The sequence below is a fragment of the Paenibacillus dendrobii genome (assembly GCF_009807035.1).
Taxonomy (GTDB): Bacteria; Bacillota; Bacilli; order Paenibacillales; family Paenibacillaceae; genus Paenibacillus_AQ; species Paenibacillus_AQ dendrobii.
On record NZ_WUBI01000001.1, the window covers coordinates 2,207,022 to 2,224,743 of the forward strand.

Sequence of the window (17,722 nt, forward strand, 5' to 3'; positions counted from 1 at the left end):
GCATTTTTATTCAAATTCCTTGACTTCCCAAAAACCAGAACTTACACTGAAACTGAAATCGCAAACCAAACCATATATATCCTATGAGGTCAAAATGATTACAATTAAAGACATTGCCCGTGTCGCCGGCGTTTCGCACACCACCGTGTCCCGGGCGCTGAACGGCAATCCGCTGATCAAAAAGGAAACCCGTGACAGAATCGAAAAAATCGCTGCAGAGATGAACTACATTCCCAACTACAGCGCCAAAAGCCTCGTCATGAAAAAGTCGTATACGATCGGGTTGTTCTTCTCCAGTATCGATCAGGGAACATCCGCCAGCTTTTTGGTGGATGCAATCAAAGGAATCCATTCGGTACTTGATGAAAACTACAGCCTGACGGTTCATGGCATTGACGGCATTCAGCATTTTGATGCCATTTTGCCGCAGCGTTTTGACGGTATCCTGGTCATGAGCCAAAGCGACGCCGATAACGCCTTTATCTATCATGTCAAGAAAATGGGCATCCCGCTCGTGGTGTTGAACCGTCATCTGGAGGATCCCGGCATTATGAATGTCGTGGCCAATGACCGGGAAGGCGTGAAGGAAGCGATCGATTATGCCGTTTCCCAGGGTCATAGCCAATGTGCCATTATCGAAGGCAAAGCAGGCTTCAAGTCGTCGACGGAACGCAAGCAAGGGTTCATGGACAGCCTCATCGTTCATCGCCTGCCGCTCATACCGGAATATTTTGCTGCCGGGGATTATGGCGTAGAAAGCGGTTATGAGGCGATGTGTTCCTTGCTCGCTCTTCCCGAACCGCCCTCTATCGTATTTTGCGCGAATGACGACATGGCGATCGGTGCCATGAATGCTTGTTATGCCAAGGGCATCCACATTCCCGGGCAGCTATCGCTCATTGGATTCGATGACATTTTATTTGCGAGGTACACCAATCCGGCACTCACTACGATTCACAAACCCGTAGCCGATATCAGCAAGCTGGGCACGACCAAACTGATCGATTTGATGAAAGATCCGGATACCGCTCCCGAGCAATTATTCGTCAAAACCGCTTTAATGGTACGCCAAAGCGTAGCTGCCGTATGATGGATTCCCTATTTCACAGAAAAAGAGGCATCCTCTTTTTTCGTTTTAAAATGTTAACGTGTGCAAACAAGCATAACTTCACGAATAAAGGAGACGCCTGTCATGTCACATCCACTTTCCAGAACCACTCATCCTCACCTGCCCTCTTATCCAGAACGCGTCATTCAATTCGGCGGAGGCAATTTCATGCGCGCGTTCGTGAATTGGCAGCTGCAGCAAATGAATCGGCAAGGTCTTTTCCAAGGCAGCGCCGTTGTCGTACAGCCTACGGAACGCGGACTCGGCGATTTGATGACCCGGCAGGATTGCTTATACACCGTGCTGTTAAATGGCATTTTTCAGAACCGGACCGTGAACTCCCAAGAAATCATAACCACTGTCAGCCGAGTGATCAATCCCTACACTCATTATGAAGACTACCTGGCCTTGGCGGAAGATGACGGGCTGGAATTCATCACATCCAATACGACGGAAGCAGGAATCGCCTATCATGCCGGGGATTGCCGGGGAGATCAACCGCCTGCCAGCTTTCCTGCCAAACTTACGGCGCTGTTGTTCAGACGATTCGAGCTGCGGAAAAAGGGATTCGTCATCATTCCTTGCGAGCTGATTGACCGAAATGGGGAGAAATTGCATCAGCTTATCGAGCAGTACGCCCGGGAATGGCAGCTCGGAGAAGCTTTCGTCACATGGCTTCGCGAGGAAAACACCTTCTGCTGCAGTTTGGTGGACCGGATTGTTCCAGGTTATCCGCGCGGCAGAGACCAGGAACTTGAGCATGAACTGGGCTACACCGACGAGTTAATGGTCACCGCTGAGCCCTACCTCTTGTGGGTGATTGAAGGACCCGAGTGGCTCTCCGAGCGGCTTCCGTTAGACCAAACGGGACTAAACGTCATTTTCACCGATGATATGACCCCATATCGCGAACGCAAAGTTCATCTGCTTAACGGTCCCCATACCGCGATGGTTCCGCTTGGTTTGCTGGCCGGGCTCGAAACCGTAGAAGAAGTCATGCAGGATGAGTGTTTTTCGCGGTTTGTGAAGGAGATCATGGAAAAGGAGCTTGCTCCCATGCTGAATTTCCCTCTTGAAGATGTGCTTGCGTATGCATCCGACATTCAGGAACGGTTCAGGAATCCATATATCCGGCATGAGCTCCGGTCGATATCGCTCAACAGCATCTCCAAGTTTAAAGCACGCCTGCTGCCGATATTGCTTCGCTATCAGCAAGAGAAAGGGATTCTTCCCCCTCTCATCTGTCTCTCCTTCGCTGCATTGTTGCTCAGCTATCGCGGGGATCGAATCCCTAGGCAGGACCTTCCGGAGGTTAACGACGTATTTGATGAAGCCTGGAGCCGTCCCTCATCCTTCGTTACCACGATTCTAAGGAAAGAAAGCTTGTGGGGCGCTGATTTGACAAAGATTCCAGGACTTATCCAAACCATCGAAGCTGATATCCGTCAGCTGGATCAGTCGGGCAGTCGTGCAGCTTTACAGATCATGAAATAACAAATGATGGTAAAGGAGGAGCTCGAATGAAACAAGTATTGAAAATGAATCTCCGAGATACCGTTGCTGTAGCCCTGACCCCGATCGTGGCGGGTGAATCGGTAATGGCCGGAGAACAAGCGCTCACCGCTGCTTCAGATATCCCGCAAGGCCATAAAATCGCGCTGACCCGTCTGGAAGCCGGTGACAGAATCATGAAGTACGGTTACCCGATCGGGCATGCAACGACCGCCATCGCGCCCGGCGACTGGGTTCATACGCACAATATCGCTACGAACCTTGCTGGTGAGGAAGAATACGAATACCTTCCGGACCTGCATCCAGTAACTTATCCCGTTCGCGGACTCACCTTTCAGGGGTATCGGCGCAAGAGCGGAAAAGTCGGCATCCGTAATGACCTGTATATTGTTCCGACGGTCGGCTGCGTAAACGGGATCGCCGAACAGATGCTGCAGGAATTCAAGATGCTCCATCCGGATCTCGGGACGTTCGACAATATCACCATTCTGAAGCATCCTTACGGCTGTTCTCAACTGGGAGATGATCACCGTCAAACCCGCAGCATTCTGCTGGATGCGGTGAAGCATCCGAACGCCGGCGGCGTATTGGTCTTCGGGCTTGGCTGCGAAAATAATATTGTAGCGGAGTTTCGCAGCCTGCTGGGTGATTATGATGAAAGCCGTGTGAAGTTTCTGGTTGCGCAGGAAGTCGGCGATGAAATCGAGGAGGGCCTTCGGCTGCTCGAAGAGCTGTATGAAGCCGCGGAAACGGACAGCCGTGAACCCGTTCCGCTCAGCGAATTGAACGTGGGCCTGAAATGCGGGGGCTCTGACGGTTTTTCGGGCATTACGGCCAATCCGCTTCTGGGCGCGTTCTCCGACTTTCTCATCTCCCAGGGCGGTTCAACCATCCTGACGGAAGTACCCGAAATGTTCGGCGCCGAAAAGATGCTGATGGCGCGTGCTTCGAATCGCGACGTTTTCAACGATATCGTATCCTTAATCAATGACTTCAAGCAGTATTTCCTGTCCTATGGCGAACCGGTTTATGAGAACCCTTCACCAGGTAACAAAGCAGGCGGGATCAGCACGCTCGAGGATAAATCGCTGGGCTGCACGCAAAAGGGCGGAACCGCGCCCGTCGTGGATGTCCTGCAGTACGGAGAGAAGCTCCGCAAAAAGGGACTGAGCCTGCTTCAGGCCCCCGGCAATGACCTGGTTGCCTCCTCCGCCCTGGCTGCGTCCGACTGCCAGCTTGTGTTGTTCACAACCGGACGTGGAACGCCTTTCGGCAGTTTTGTGCCCACGGTCAAGATCGCGACCAACAACGACATTTTCGCCAAAAAAGGTCATTGGATGGATTTCAACGCAGGTATGTTGCTCGAAACCCCGATGGCTGAAGTGCTGGAACAATTCATTGCATACGTCATCGCTGTCGCCAGCGGCCGCCAAACCCGGAATGAACAAAATGAAGTCCGTGAGCTGGCCATTTTTAAAACCGGAGTGACTCTGTAATCTGGTTGTCCCGTTCTGCCATCATTCGTTCATACATCCCCTGACGAGAAGGAGACTTTCATATGTTCCTGAACAACGATTTCTTATTATCGACCGATACCGCACGCACCCTATTTCACCAGCATGCCAAGGATATGCCGATTATCGATTACCACTGTCATTTGGATCCCAAGGAAATCTACGACAACAAGCCTTTCCGGAATCTGACCGAAGCCTGGCTATCGGGCGATCATTACAAATGGCGCCTGATGCGTGCCAATGGTATTCCCGAATCCCATATTACGGGAGATGCTTCCGATTACGATAAGTTCATGGCGTGGGCCGTAACCGTTCCCAAGACGATAGGCAATCCGTTGTACAGTTGGACGCATTTGGAACTGAGAAGATTTTTCGGCATTGAAGAGCTGCTGAATGAAGAATCCGCTGCCCGGATTTGGGAAGAAGTCAACACGAAGCTGGCCACTCCGGCATTCCAGCGCCGCAATATCATCAAGAATTCCAATGTCAGAGTCGTATGTACCACCGATGATCCCGCTGATTCGCTCGAATACCATCAACTGCTGCGGGCTGAAGAGCATGATTTCCAGGTACTTCCGACTTTCCGTCCCGATAAAGCGCTGAATATTGATGCTCCCGGGTTTACCGATTGGCTTCAGCGTCTGGAGCAGTCCGCAGGCAAACCGGTTCCTTCCTATGCTGCCTTGATAGATGCTCTGAAACAGCGTGTGGATTTTTTCCACCAGGAAGGCTGCAGGCTTTCCGACCATGCCCTGGATACGCTGCGCTACCAGGCAGGCGATTCTACCGCCGTGGAGAAGATTTTTGCCAAAAGAGTTGCAGGTGAAGGATTGACTGTCGAAGAAATCACCTTGTATCGGACCGAGCTCTTATCGGCTTTGATCGGTTTCTATGCCGAAAAAAAATGGACGATGCAGCTTCATATCCATGCCTACCGCAATAACAACGCACGGATGTTCAAACAGCTCGGACCGGATACGGGTTACGATGCTTTGAACGATCTGCCGCTGACCGGAGCCTTGTCGAAGCTGCTGGACCGGGCTGAAAGCACGCAAGGCCTGCCAAAGACCATTCTTTATTCGTTGAATCCGAATGATTATCCATCCCTGCTCGCGCTCATGGGCTGCTATCAAAAGGATACGCCGGGAAAAATGCAGCTTGGGTCGGGCTGGTGGTACAACGATACACGCAATGGCATGCGCCAGCAGTTAACCTTATTCGCAGACAACAGTTTGCTCGCTCATTTCGTCGGCATGCTGACGGATTCACGAAGCTTCCTGTCGTATACGCGCCACGAATATTTCCGCAGGGTTCTATGCGAGCTGATTGGCGAATGGGTTCAGCGCGGCGAAGCTCCCGATGACATGACACTCCTTGGACAACTGGTCGAGGATATTTCATACCATAACGCTGCCGGGTATTTCGGCTTTCAGTCCGCAAATTAGGAGGAATTCGGCCATGATGCACATTACTCATTACACAGAAAAGATTTCGGCAGATTTGGCTTCACCGGGCTCCTCTCTTCTGAAGTTGTATCCGGTTGAAGGCCGGGATCAGGAAACGCTTCCCTTCATATTGGTTCTGCCCGGCGGCGGATATTCCCATCTGGCTCCGCATGAAGGCGAACCTGTTGCGCGTTGGTTCAATCAGCTGGGCATTCATGCGGGTGTTCTTCATTATCAGCTCGATCCCGTTGTCCCATCTAACCTGATTCAGGATGTGGAAGATGCGATCTCATGGGTTCGCGAGGCTCCTCATCCGTGGAACGTTAACCCGAAGCAGGTCGGCATGATCGGATTCTCGGCCGGTGGACACCTTGCATCTATCGCAGCCGTCAAAGGTACCGCTAAACCGGATCTGCTGCTGCTCGGCTATCCTGTAATTACTTTCGCCGAGTCTTATACGCATGAAGGAAGCCGGCAGCGATTTCTTGGCGATCACCCTCATCCGGAACACATACAGGATTTCTCTTCCGACCGCCAAGTTTCCATGAACACGCCGCCGACCTTTATGTGGACTACATCCGATGATGCTGCCGTTCCGGTAGAGAACAGCCTGCTGTTTGCCGGCGCCTTGTCGAAGGCGGGAATTCCATTTGAGCTGCATGTGTTCGAAGAAGGCCGTCATGGTCTCGGTTTGTCCGAAGAGAATCTCCACTGCCGGCAGTGGCTCGGATGCTGCGCCAGTTGGCTGCAACATCATCATTTTACAAAGAGGGACTCATAGATGATGCATCGACTGTTTATCGTCGGCGATTCGACTGCTGCCCGGAAGGAAGCATGCAAAAAGCCGATGGCCGGATGGGGCGAATACCTTGCCGACTATTTGGATGCCCCCGTTTCTATCATCAACAAAGCCATCAACGGACGAAGCACCAAATCCTTCCTCGCTGAGGGCCATTGGGCTGCGATTGAGCAAGAGCTTCGTGCAGGCGATTATGTGTTCATTCAATTTGGCCATAATGACGAAAAAAAGGAAGATCCATTGCGTTATACCGATCCTGCCCATGAATATCGCCGTAACCTCTTGCATTACATCGGCACGGCGCGCAGACTCGGCGGCATACCTGTTCTGCTGACTCCCGTGAGCAGACGCCGTTTCATGAATGCGGATGTTCCGGATCCGCTGGCCGTCGGGCTGTATCCCGCAGCCATGAGGGAAACTGCGGCGGAGACCGGGACACCCTTACTGGATATATTCGCAGCTTCTCAGCAATTATTGCAGATGATGGGGCATGAACATTCGGAACAATTATTCATGCATTTGCCGCAAGGCAATCACCCGAACTATCCGGAAGGGATCGCAGACGATACCCACTTTTCGGAGGAAGGCGCTCAGCACATCGCCAGACTCGTGGCGGAAACGATCGCGCAATCCGCTGCATTATCCGGGTTACATCCCTATCTGCGAGCGACATGAAAGGAGTGCGGCAATGAATATCCCACTGCAATTAGGCGTCCGTGCACATGATTTTGGACAGATCCCTTTACCCGAACTGATCCTGAAGATACAACAATATGGCTTCAAACACATTCAATTTGCCCTCGCCAAGTCATTTCCCGAGAGCGCTCCCAGCTTGTCTTCCTTAAGCCCTGGAACTGCGGATTATTTCGGCGAAGCGTTCCGGCAAGCGGGTATTCGGATTGCCGTGCTTGGATGTTACGTCAACATCGTGGATACCGATCTGTCTAAACGTGCCGAAGCGCTCTCCGGCTTCGGCACCCATCTTCGCCTGGCAAGAGATTTCGGCGCCAGCATGGTAGGAACGGAAACCGGCAGTATCGGGCAGGGATACACGACGGACAACTTTACAGACGAGGCCTTTGAGCAGGTTGTAGCCTCCGTGAGAATGATGGTCGCGGAAGCAGAGCGCTTTGGCGTGACGGTGGGGATCGAGGCAGGGCTAAACCATCCTTTGTATACGGCTCGGCTGACGCGAAGACTACTTGACCTGGTACCCTCCTCAAACCTGCAGATCATACTCGATTGCGCCAATCTGATGCGTCCCGATAATTACAAAGAGCAAGAAGCCGTGATTGACGAAGCCCTAACGCTGCTGGGCGATCGAGTTGCGGTGATCCACCTTAAGGACTTTGTGTTCAAGGACGGACAGATCCGAATCGTGCCCGCCGGCCAGGGCTGCCTCTCCTTTGCCCCGATACTCCGGTACATGAAATATCAGCGCCCGCATATTCAAGGCATTCTGGAGAGCACGCCCGAGGAGCATTTGGAAGGCAGCATGGCATATTTGAAACGGTTGTACGATGAGGTATAAAACAAAACGCCTTTTCCTGAAATGGTAGCCTGAAGCTGCCATTTTTGCGAAAGGGTGTTTATTTCACATAGGGGAAAGTACAGAAACATGATGGCCGATGCATGATCATCCGAACGGAATTTATATCTGCGAAGGAACGACATTTGAATTGGAATCCCCCCAGGTTTCGATGGTTTTGCCGAAGAAAATACGTTCCTGCTCTGCGTAAACCGTGAAATATTTCCAGGGAAATTGTCGTTTTATTGACTGGCGCCGGCAGGATTCCGGATAGCAGGATAGAAAGAAAAATCATACGCTCTATATTCGTCGCTTGTTTGAAACATTTTGTGGTAAAGGAGTTGTGCCTCATGAACGATCAAATTGGCGTTACCATTACTCAGGGTCCCAAACCTTGGACCGTACTTCAGCATAAGAAAGGCTTCGCGTCGCTTGAGCTTCAGGGAAACTGGACCCCACCCGGTGATGGCAGCATCGTCGGAAAAGTATACGTAAGGTTGGTCAGCGAGGACACCTCTGCTCCCGTCCTGGGCTGGATACCCGCAGATACGGATCAGAATTCTCGTACCTGGTCACTACGTTTGAAAAACATTCCCGCCGGAGGATTATACAGACTCGAAACTTCCCTTCAGATGGATGACAAAGCTGCTATGGAATGGTTTACGCGCGGGGACATGGTTCACCACCTCGGGGTGGGTGATCTCTGGGTCATTGCCGGACAAAGCAATGCCGCGGGTTATGGCAAAGGGCCGGTCAACGATCCGCCCGAGCTTGGCATTCACCTGCTGCGCCACAATGGACAATGGGACTTGGCTTCACATCCTTTTGGCGATTCGACTCATTCGATTCACATGGAGAACAGAGAGAACGCCAATCCGGGACACTCCCCGTTCCTCTCTTTCGCCCGCATCGTCAAGAGGGAGACGGGCTTTCCGGTCGGCCTTATTCCGCTGGCTCACGGGGGGTCTCCTCTCAGTAAATGGAATCCGGAAGAAGACGGCACACTGTACCGGCTGATGCTCCGGACGATTCAATCGATCGGGGGCAACGTTCGCGGCATTCTCTGGTATCAGGGCTGCACCGACTGTACGCCTAAAGAGTCTCCGACCTACTTGAACCGCTTCCGTCGAATGGTCCACTCCATCCGCAAAGATCTGAACCATGACACGCTGCCCATGCTTACCGTACAATTGAATCGTCATACGTCATCCAATCCGGAACCGGAAAGTGATATCTCTTGGGGAACGCTGCGCGAGCATCAGCGCAAAGCCGCTCATGAGATTGCTCATGTAACGGTCATCCCGGCACTGGATTGTCCACTCTCGGATGAAATCCACAACAGCCCTGCCGGCAACCTGCTTATCGGCGAACGAATGGCTCGCGCCGCTCTGGCTACCGTCTATGGCAAGCCGGTACATTACCAGGCTCCTGAAATCCAATCGGCCCGGCAATTGCCGGGAGACGGTCCCGCCGTTATTGAACTTACCTTTGATCATGTCAAAGGCCATTTTCTGACCACAGGTCCGCTTGAGCCTGTATTTACGATAGAAGATGATCAAGGCACCATCCAGGCAGCCAAATGTTCATTAGCCGGCTCCCATATCATTTGGCTTCATCTTCCCCGTCGAATTGCTGGACGAGCTGTAGTACACGGAGCCTATGAACAGAATCCAGCGGCCCATCTTCCGCTCGATCAAGCATCTTATCTGCCGATGCTTGCATTCTATCAGTTCCCGATCGAGTGAGCCCATTATGCACTTTCAATACAAAGAGCCGGCTTCCAAGTTCATTGGAAACCAGCTCTTTTCTTTTTCCGCGCTACCACGGGTACGTTATCCGCAGCAATTGCCGCCTTCCAATGTGCAGCTTGTTCCCGCAAGCTGCACATTGGACGTTTCCGCTTCCCTGTAACTGATCTTGATATGGGGTCCTACCGTTTTCAATACCTTGCAATTGTTCTTAACATGTTCCAGCATATCCGCTTTTTGCTCCGCTGCCAGACTTCCCGAGAAAGTGACTCTAAAATCAATGGCTGCTATATCACCCTGCTCATCCACTGAATCCTCGGCCGTAACCGTAACGTCCACAAGTTGAAGCTCCTGCTGTTCCGCATACCGCAGCAGCGTCATCACCGAACAGGAAGACAATCCGACGAGCCATAGCTCAGTCGGCCGAAAACCCATGTTTCCGCCTCCCCGCTCCACGCTTTGATCAATCGTAACCGTCCGGTTTTGGGCATGGGCCAGCTGTAAAAAGCCGCTCACGCGCTCCACAAAAACCTGCATAACCATCCTCCTCTGTATGTATGCGTTACGCCTTCGGCGCCCAAGATGCAAACCGCTTCTTGAGCGGATAGATGAGAACAAATTCGAAGAACATGGCCAGAATCCCGATCGTGATAATGCCGACCATGACCAGCGGTGAGTTCCCGATCTGCCCGCTGGAGGAGATCAACCAGCCGATGCCGGCGCTTCCTCCGATCATCTCTGCTGCTACCAGCGAACGCCATGCAATACCGAAGCCAACGACAATTCCCGTAAACGCTGACGGCATCACTTCCGGCAAATATACGTGCCAAGCCAGCTGTAACCGGTTAGCACCGAGGGTCTGCGCGGCACGTATATGGGATATCTTGATGCGCTCCATACCCTGAATAACATTGACCACAATCGGAAAAAAGGCGGCGATAACGATGACGGCAATCATCGGTGCATTGCCGAGGTCCAGCATCAGGATCAACAGCGGTGCCCAGGCCATCGGCGGCGTGGCTTGAAACAGCGTCACCATCGGCGTCAGAAACTGCCTGAACGCTTTGCTGACTCCCGCAAGCAATCCCAGCACGAAGGCCGACACGGCCGCTATGGCAAAACCGAAGAACAACCGGTACAAACTGATTCCAATATGATGATAATAGTCCGGCGAAGCAAGCTGCTTCTTCAGCTCTAGTAAAGTTCTCCACGGCCCCGGAAAAATAATGGGCGGATAATGACGTGCAGCCAGCATCCACACGACGATAATAAAAGGGACGGCCAGAATGCCAAAATGAAATCTTTTCATAACTTTCCCCCTGCCTTCGTAGGCTCGGTTATTTGATCCAGGTCGTATCGATGATGGTGCTCACTTCCAGCGGTTTTTCCAATGACTTGATCTTATAGCTGTTATCTGCGATCTCCTGGTAATATTTCAGATCTTCATCGCTCAATTGATAAGAGAATTGATTGCGCTTTAGAGCCTGAGCCATGACTTCGGCCGGCGTATAGGTTTTATCCGTTCCTTTGATTTCCGGCACGTTAAAGGCTTTGGCCAGTACCTCGGCATCCGCTTCCGTGTTCTGATTCAGATCCTCAATGGAGGCTATGTGTCCCTGAATGAATTTTTTCGCGGTATCCGCATGATCTTTTAAGAATGAGTTCGACCCCAATACCACAAACGCCGGATCCGGAAGCTCCTTCACGACCTTCAGACCACGCAGCTCCGCGAACGTAAGGAACGGCTCACCGGCAACCGCCGCGTCAATCGTCCCGTTCGTGATTGCGGATTCCATGTTGGATGTCTCCATCTGCACCAGGGTCACGTCCTGATCGCTAAGCTGACCTTCAGGTAACAGTACCGCACGGATCAGATAATCCACGCCGCTGCCCTTCACCAAATTTCCGATCTTTTTCCCCTTCAAATCAGCCGGCTGCTGAATGCCAGAGGATGGCTTCGTCAACACTCCGTTTTTCCCGTCATCCACTTTGGCAATGATCTTGAACTCAGCTCCGCGCGAGCCCCAATTTACTGCAGCGGGCATTCCTGCATAAGCCACATCCAGTTTGCCGGAGGAGAGGGCTTTGTACAGATCCGGTCCGTTGGCAAATGAAAAAAATTCTGCCTTTAGTCCCTGTTTGCCAAGCAAATCCTTTTCTTTTGCAATAATGGCAGGTGCCGCGGCAAGCAGGTTCACGTACCCAACCTTGATCTCCTGCACCTGTTCTTTTTGTCCTGCTCCTGATGCGGCTTCCCCTGATTTGTCCTTGCCTCCGCAGCCTGCGGTCAGCGCCGCAGCCAGTACAAGACTGCCTGCCATACCGAATATTTTGCCGTATACCGATCTCTTTTTCATTGTGACATTCCCCTTTTTAGATCCCTGAGCCTTCTGACTCGTCGTATTGGATTTGAAAATCATATCGCAGATCCTTCATCAACTGTTTCTTATATTCATTAAAATAAGAGGAGACCCGGATTTCCGGTTTTCTTGGTTTGCCAAGGCCAATATGGATCAGATTATGAATGCTTCCCTGTTCGTCAAAGACCGCTACCCTGTCCGAAAGATAAATCGCCTCGTCAATGCTGTGGGTAACCAGAATGACGGTCATGCCCGTCTCCTTCTGAATCCGCAGCAGTTCTTCCTGCAGCGATTCCCTCGTTTGCTCATCTAAAGCACTAAAGGGTTCATCCATGAGCAGGATATTGGGCTTGGTCACGAGCGTCCGGGCAATCGCCACCCGCTGCTTCATCCCTCCGGAAAGATCACTGATGCTTTTGTGCTCTGAGCCTGAAAGCCCGACCATCCGAATGGCCTCCCTGCTGCGTTCCAGCCTTTCCTGCTTGCCAACCCCTGCCATTCGCAGCCCGAAAGAGACGTTATCCAGGACGCTCAGCCAAGGAAACAACGCCAGATCCTGAAATACAAATCCGCGGTCCGGACCAGGCTTTGTAACCTCACGACCCTGTACCATGATCTTTCCGCTCTTCGGCTGAATGTATCCCGCGATGACGTTTAACAGCGTGCTCTTTCCGCAGCCGCTTTTGCCGATAATGCTTATGAATTCGCCTTGATCTATTGTTAGATGAATATCGTTAAGAATGCTTCGCTTATCCTGATATGCCACAGTAATATGATCCATTTCCAATAAGGAAGTCCTCTTTTGCATTGTCAAACCGATCTCCCCCCTTTTATCTCTAGTAATCCGGTATGAATTATCATATAAATTAGCATTAAAGCATGAAAGCGTCAAGATAAAAATGAACATCTCATATCACAGATGAAAAAAAGCAGCCCTTGCGGGCTGCTGGCCTTTCACTTGATCATTCCGGAATCAGCTTCAATTCATTTCCGGCGCTCCGATAAATCGCGGGTACGATGCTCGTCATATGATAATGTCCCGTTGTCCAATCACTCACCTGGTCATGGTACCACTTGCTCAGCACATGTCCGGATTGACCCGGTCCAACCACATTATACGAGCGTGCGGGATCAATCATGTCAATGACGGTTCGCCATGGTGCCCCGTGGTTCACTTCACCTGTGGCCGAATCCCATCCTGCAGCGCCAACGGTGACCCTGCCTCCGCCCATCGGAACGGATTTGGCGTTAAAGATCAGATTCAACGGCTTCACCGATCCCAGCGGATGAGGAAAATCGACTTCATGGAATTGGCCCCAGCGCCATTTGTCCGGATGCTTGCCCTGGAGTGAAACGGCACGATCAACGGCCGCTTGAAACGCCTGCAGCGCTGCCTTTTCCAAACCGCCCTTTTCATCGATCCAAGCTTCCTTCTCGCCTTGTAGAGCTTTGCGTAGCATTTCATCCTTCACGATGGATTTATTGTTGAACAGCTTCATCATGTCATCGTTAATATCGGGCTTGAACAGCACATCGTCAAAGCTTTGCATCCACAACTCATACGCAAGCGGTGCAGCCTGATCCGGATCATTGACTTTATTCCAGCTCTGCAGTAAGGCAAGTGCCTCCTGATCAACAGGACGCAGATCCGGTGAGTCCTTGATCCTCGCCACAAGTCCATCCAAAAATTCTTCGGCCTGAAGATTATTACGGTCAAACTGCAGCTTCTGCATATCCTCCACCGTCAGCTTATCTTTGCTTGACAATACCTGCTGAATGCGTTCTTCGCGGTATGGCTCGGCCCAGCTGTCGGTCAAATGGTAGGGGTAGCTGTCATCGATCACTTTGTTGTTCGCCGTGGCAATGAATTCTTCCTTCGGATTGACCGTCGTTGGCAGCTCATCCCAAGGAATATATCCCGTCCATTCATATTCATCGGTCCATCCCGGTACGGGAACCGAACCGTCGCCATTCTTGCGAATAGGTATCCGCCCGTTTCCGCGATAAGCAATCGTGCCGTCTTGTGAAGCAAACACGAAGTTTTGGGCAGGCGCATCAAAATACTCCAGGCTTTTCTTGAAATCCTCCCAGTTCCTTGCTTTGGCGAACATCTGGATCGCCTCAAGCTCGGTCGTTGCATCCAGCGCAGTCCATCTCATCGATAGCGCCGTATCCTGCTGCTGGTCCTTGGCGAATTCCGATATGATCGGCCCGTGACGGGTCACGACGACATCATAGGGTACCGGAGCCTCGCCCTTGACCTTGATTTCCTCTTTGTATATCTTGGCGTCTTCCCATTTGCCCATATATTCGAATTGGTTTGGGTTCTCCGGATTTCTTTTTTCAATATACAGATCCTGCACATCCGGCCCCAGATTCGTCACTCCCCAAGCGATGGTGTCATTGTGTCCGAGAATGATCCCCGGAACGCCCGCAAAAATGACCCCGCTCACGTTTAAACCAGGCGCCGTTAGATGTGTCTCATACCAGATGGAGGGCGTATCCAGTCCCAGATGCGGATCATTCGCCAGCATCGGCTTTCCTGAAGCCGACTTTGCGCCCGAAACCACCCAGTTGTTGCTTCCATTAAACGGATCAGGCGTCACTGCCGTGGCTGCTAGCTCCGTCAGATCAACCGGATGTTCCTTCAGCGCCTGTATGATCGTAGCTCCGTCCTTTGGATAGGTCGGCATCAACGACTGAAGCTTCTCCGGTGACAACTTCTGCGCCATCGCATACCGGAACGCCTGCCCCTCCCAGTTGCCTGCCAGGTCATAGGCCATGTATTTGCCAATCGTTAAAGAATCAATCGGCTGCCAGTCCGCCGGATGATATCCCAGAATCGTAAATTCAATCGGCAATGATTTGGTGCCTTCGGCTTGATGTATGTAATTGTTAACGCCCTGCGCGTACCATTCCAGCACTTGCTTCGATTCCTCGGAATAGGCACCCAGCGAGGCCTCTGCCGCCCGCCTCAGGCCGAAGCTGCGGAAGAACTTATCGCGATCTATCGCCTTGGCTCCCACCACTTCGCTTAATTGTCCGGAAGCTTGCCTTCTGCTTAAATCCATTTGGAAAATGCGGTCCTGCGCCGTAACGTAACCTTGGGCGATGTAAAGATCATGCTCGCTTTGCGCTTCGATATGCGGCACGCCCGCGTCATCCCGCCACACCGTTACTTCCTTTTCCAGTCCGGAAATTTTGAGTTCCCCCTTGATGACCGGCAAACTTTTGTTCACGAGCCAATATGCGTACCCTCCTGCGCAGGCAATCAATAGCACAATAATCAGAACAATGATTCCGATGACGCGCGGCCAACGTTTTTTGCGTGGTTTGACGCGCGGAACGGTCACCGCAGCCAATAGCTTCATGCAGGACTCCCCCAGACAATTTGGTTATTTATGGATTCTCATCCATTATAGGTCGTGAAGCGCTTACAAACAAGATGAATGATCATTCATTTTTTCCGTATATAAAAAAAGCCGCAAGCTCACGGATATCTCGTAGCTTACGGCTTGAATCAGATGGATGCCTCGTTCATTCCGTCCATCATCCAGCATGCAAAAATGGCGTGATTTCGTCCGAATACGTGCTTCAAATATATGAGCGGGAAGACATCTGCATACTCGATCATATTTTTATCTTTCATCTTAAACATGTGGGGCTTGCCCGTATTATTGTAGAATTCCTTATACAGGCTGAGCACGCTTGGGTACCTGTACATATTTTTGATGGCCGTCTTGATTTTTTTTGGCTGCCGCAGGTGGAATACTCTCCCCATCATGGCTTCGGGCTTGCCTGCATATTAAGGAAGCAATTTTCTCAAGCCGTGGTTTGACGGGCGTTCCCTCCAACGAATGATACTTCTTTAACATATCTTCCTTAGCAATAAAAACGTTCTCCAGCACAATATCCCGAGCCTCAAAAAAATGCATTTCCGCATATTCAGCAAACGAATCCAGCTCCTGGATCAATTCCAAACGCGCTTTATAGCGAATCCGCTCCGCGCTCTCCGTATGCTGTCCTTCTAGCAGCTCAGCCACCTGCTCGTAAAAGGTCTGGAATCGGCATATTCCTGCCAGTTCTTTTGCAGCAAGAACCTCCATGCCTGCCTCCATGATCTTTTTCTCCCCGAGCTCGGGCAGGACGTTCGATATATAATCGGAAAAGACTTTATTCGGCGATAGGATGAGCACGTTGCTGGAGGTCAAGGTATCTTTGTAGCGGTACAACAGAAAGGCGATCCTGTGCAAGTTGCCGGAACCTGCGACGCCCTGAATGATCAGCTCCTTGGAGGTTTCATCGCGGATGATTTGGTTTGTCATTGATCTCTTGCAGAGCGATCTGCAGTCTTCGGTGAATATCCTCCAAATGCTTACGTTCCGTGGGTCCAAAATCAGGGATACGATTCATGCCGAATTTTAGCGTAATAACATCATAAAAACCAGGCTGCTGTTCATCAGCTAACCTGGTTTTTTTTGCGTTCTGTTCCTCACTTTAACCATGCGGAAGAATTTATTAAAATACGATCCCGATGATCGTTGCCGACAAAAAGCTGACCAACGCCGCTCCATACAACAGCTTCAAACCGAAACCCGCAACCACATTGCCTTGCTTCTCGTGCAGGCCTTTGACGGCGCCCACGATCGTTCCGATGGAACCGAAATTCGCGAAGGAAATCAGGAAGACCGAAACGATCGCTTTGGTGCGCTCGCTGAACTCCCCTTGAATTTTCACGAAGTCGAGCATAGCCACGAACTCATTCGCCACGATTTTGGTGGCCATGATACTTCCCGCTTGGATCGCTTCATGCCAGGGAACTCCCATTAGAAAAGCGAACGGCGCCAGCGCATAGCCAAGAATATTCTGGAACGAAATCCCGAAGATGCCGCTGAAGATACCGTTGATCATGGAGATCAGGGCGACAAAGCCGACCAGCATGACTCCGACGATGACAACCACTTTAAATCCGTCCATGATGTATTCGCCGAGCATTTCGAAAAAGGTCTGCTTGGTCTCTTCCCGTACTTCCAGAATATCCTCATCAGGCTGCACTCGATAGGGATTGACGATGGAAGAAATGATGAAGCCCCCGAACAGGTTCAATACGAGCGCAGCCACGACGTATTCCGGTTTCAGCATCGTCATGTACGAGCCGACTATAGACATCGACACCGTGGACATGGCCGACGCGCATAAGGTATAGAGACGTTCGCGCGGCAGCAGCCCGATCTGCTTTTTGATGGAGATGAAGACCTCGTTTTGCCCCAAGATCGCGGAGGCAACGGCGTTATAAGATTCCAGCTTACCCATGCCGTTGACCTTGCTCAGCGCAAGCCCGATATATTTGATGATGAACGGCAGAATCTTGTAATGCTGCAAAATTCCGATGAGCACCGACATGAATACGATCGGCATCAGCACGTGGAAGAAAAACGAGTGTATGCCTTCATTCACGATGCCGCCAAACACGAACTCGGTGCCGTCATTGGCAAAATTCAGGATTTTGGCAAAGCCGTCCGCAAAACCCCTGACCAGGAATTCGCCGATGCTTGTCTTCAGGAGGATTAGCCCCAGCACGATTTGCAAGGCGATCATGACGATAATCGGGCGGATTTTAATATTTTTCTTATCGGAGCTGGCGATCCATGCAAACGCCAAAACGACGACCAGTCCAAGCAAAGCGATCACATATTTCATATTTGGTC

The 17,722-nt window shown here is 51.4% G+C and carries 15 protein-coding genes; 8 read left to right on the forward strand and 7 right to left on the reverse strand.

The window, feature by feature from the left end; translation table 11 throughout:
• Positions 1–94 precede the first annotated feature (94 nt).
• The 8 genes from GRF59_RS09670 to GRF59_RS09700 all read left to right on the forward strand — a co-directional run bounded on the left by GRF59_RS09670 (position 95) and on the right by GRF59_RS09700 (position 9,651).
• The gene (locus GRF59_RS09670; RefSeq protein ID WP_160497364.1) at positions 95–1,090 is read left to right on the forward strand and encodes a LacI family DNA-binding transcriptional regulator; all 996 of its coding nucleotides are present in this window, start codon (positions 95–97) and stop codon (positions 1,088–1,090) included.
• Between the two features lie 102 nt (positions 1,091–1,192).
• The gene (locus GRF59_RS09675; RefSeq protein WP_160497365.1) at positions 1,193–2,602 is read left to right on the forward strand and encodes a tagaturonate reductase; all 1,410 of its coding nucleotides are present in this window, start codon (positions 1,193–1,195) and stop codon (positions 2,600–2,602) included.
• A gap of 26 nt (positions 2,603–2,628) precedes the next feature.
• Positions 2,629–4,116 carry a UxaA family hydrolase gene (locus GRF59_RS09680; RefSeq protein WP_160497366.1) on the forward strand — a complete coding sequence of 496 codons (1,488 nt, stop codon included), beginning with the start codon at positions 2,629–2,631 and terminating at the stop codon, positions 4,114–4,116.
• 62 nt (positions 4,117–4,178) lie between these two features.
• Entirely contained in the window at positions 4,179–5,579 is a 1,401-nt protein-coding gene (uxaC, locus tag GRF59_RS09685; protein ID WP_160497367.1) for a glucuronate isomerase, read from the forward strand.
• Positions 5,580–5,592: 13 nt separating this feature from the next.
• Positions 5,593–6,360 (forward strand): alpha/beta hydrolase, encoded by a 768-nt coding sequence (locus GRF59_RS29705; RefSeq protein ID WP_237391693.1) that lies wholly within the window; start codon positions 5,593–5,595, stop codon positions 6,358–6,360.
• A complete protein-coding gene (locus GRF59_RS29710; RefSeq protein WP_237391694.1) occupies positions 6,361–7,053 on the forward strand; it encodes a rhamnogalacturonan acetylesterase in 693 nt (230 codons plus the stop codon).
• 13 nt (positions 7,054–7,066) lie between these two features.
• Positions 7,067–7,909 carry a sugar phosphate isomerase/epimerase family protein gene (locus GRF59_RS09695; protein WP_160497368.1) on the forward strand — a complete coding sequence of 281 codons (843 nt, stop codon included), beginning with the start codon at positions 7,067–7,069 and terminating at the stop codon, positions 7,907–7,909.
• Positions 7,910–8,256: 347 nt separating this feature from the next.
• Positions 8,257–9,651, forward strand: coding sequence for a sialate O-acetylesterase (locus tag GRF59_RS09700; protein WP_160497369.1), 1,395 nt, complete (start codon positions 8,257–8,259; stop codon positions 9,649–9,651).
• Positions 9,652–9,738: 87 nt separating this feature from the next.
• On the opposite strand, the gene GRF59_RS09705 is transcribed toward GRF59_RS09700, so the two are convergent.
• The 7 genes from GRF59_RS09705 to GRF59_RS09735 all read right to left on the reverse strand — a co-directional run bounded on the left by GRF59_RS09705 (position 9,739) and on the right by GRF59_RS09735 (position 17,714).
• Positions 9,739–10,191: an OsmC family protein gene (locus GRF59_RS09705; RefSeq protein WP_160497370.1), complete on the reverse strand. Its 453-nt coding sequence runs from the start codon at positions 10,189–10,191 to the stop codon at positions 9,739–9,741.
• Between the two features lie 25 nt (positions 10,192–10,216).
• A complete protein-coding gene (locus GRF59_RS09710; RefSeq protein ID WP_160497371.1) occupies positions 10,217–10,963 on the reverse strand; it encodes an ABC transporter permease in 747 nt (248 codons plus the stop codon).
• A 28-nt stretch (positions 10,964–10,991) separates the two neighbouring features.
• On the reverse strand, positions 10,992–12,011 hold the full coding sequence (locus tag GRF59_RS09715; RefSeq protein ID WP_160497372.1) for an ABC transporter substrate-binding protein: 1,020 nt from the start codon (positions 12,009–12,011) through the stop codon (positions 10,992–10,994).
• A 16-nt stretch (positions 12,012–12,027) separates the two neighbouring features.
• Positions 12,028–12,795, reverse strand: coding sequence for an ABC transporter ATP-binding protein (locus GRF59_RS09720; RefSeq protein WP_237391695.1), 768 nt, complete (start codon positions 12,793–12,795; stop codon positions 12,028–12,030).
• A gap of 181 nt (positions 12,796–12,976) precedes the next feature.
• Positions 12,977–15,385, reverse strand: a complete 2,409-nt coding sequence (locus GRF59_RS09725) for a penicillin acylase family protein (RefSeq protein ID WP_160497373.1) — start codon at positions 15,383–15,385, stop codon at positions 12,977–12,979.
• A gap of 318 nt (positions 15,386–15,703) precedes the next feature.
• Entirely contained in the window at positions 15,704–16,339 is a 636-nt protein-coding gene (locus GRF59_RS09730) for a helicase domain-containing protein (RefSeq protein ID WP_160497374.1), read from the reverse strand.
• Between the two features lie 193 nt (positions 16,340–16,532).
• Positions 16,533–17,714: a NupC/NupG family nucleoside CNT transporter gene (locus tag GRF59_RS09735; protein ID WP_160497375.1), complete on the reverse strand. Its 1,182-nt coding sequence runs from the start codon at positions 17,712–17,714 to the stop codon at positions 16,533–16,535.
• Between the last annotated feature and the right edge of the window lie 8 nt (positions 17,715–17,722).

Bases quoted from the DNA above. Each gene is read 5' to 3' on its own strand.
- GRF59_RS09670 (WP_160497364.1), top strand. From the start codon at position 95: ATGATTACAATTAAAGACATTGCCCGTGTCGCCGGCGTTTCGCACACC.
- GRF59_RS09675 (WP_160497365.1), top strand. From the start codon at position 1,193: ATGTCACATCCACTTTCCAGAACCACTCATCCTCACCTGCCCTCTTAT.
- GRF59_RS09680 (WP_160497366.1), top strand. From the start codon at position 2,629: ATGAAACAAGTATTGAAAATGAATCTCCGAGATACCGTTGCTGTAGCC.
- uxaC (WP_160497367.1), top strand. From the start codon at position 4,179: ATGTTCCTGAACAACGATTTCTTATTATCGACCGATACCGCACGCACC.
- GRF59_RS29705 (WP_237391693.1), top strand. From the start codon at position 5,593: ATGATGCACATTACTCATTACACAGAAAAGATTTCGGCAGATTTGGCT.
- GRF59_RS29710 (WP_237391694.1), top strand. From the start codon at position 6,361: ATGATGCATCGACTGTTTATCGTCGGCGATTCGACTGCTGCCCGGAAG.
- GRF59_RS09695 (WP_160497368.1), top strand. From the start codon at position 7,067: ATGAATATCCCACTGCAATTAGGCGTCCGTGCACATGATTTTGGACAG.
- GRF59_RS09700 (WP_160497369.1), top strand. From the start codon at position 8,257: ATGAACGATCAAATTGGCGTTACCATTACTCAGGGTCCCAAACCTTGG.
- GRF59_RS09705 (WP_160497370.1), bottom strand. From the start codon at position 10,191: ATGCAGGTTTTTGTGGAGCGCGTGAGCGGCTTTTTACAGCTGGCCCAT.
- GRF59_RS09710 (WP_160497371.1), bottom strand. From the start codon at position 10,963: ATGAAAAGATTTCATTTTGGCATTCTGGCCGTCCCTTTTATTATCGTC.
- GRF59_RS09715 (WP_160497372.1), bottom strand. From the start codon at position 12,011: ATGAAAAAGAGATCGGTATACGGCAAAATATTCGGTATGGCAGGCAGT.
- GRF59_RS09720 (WP_237391695.1), bottom strand. From the start codon at position 12,795: ATGGATCATATTACTGTGGCATATCAGGATAAGCGAAGCATTCTTAAC.
- GRF59_RS09725 (WP_160497373.1), bottom strand. From the start codon at position 15,385: ATGAAGCTATTGGCTGCGGTGACCGTTCCGCGCGTCAAACCACGCAAA.
- GRF59_RS09730 (WP_160497374.1), bottom strand. From the start codon at position 16,339: ATGACAAACCAAATCATCCGCGATGAAACCTCCAAGGAGCTGATCATT.
- GRF59_RS09735 (WP_160497375.1), bottom strand. From the start codon at position 17,714: ATGAAATATGTGATCGCTTTGCTTGGACTGGTCGTCGTTTTGGCGTTT.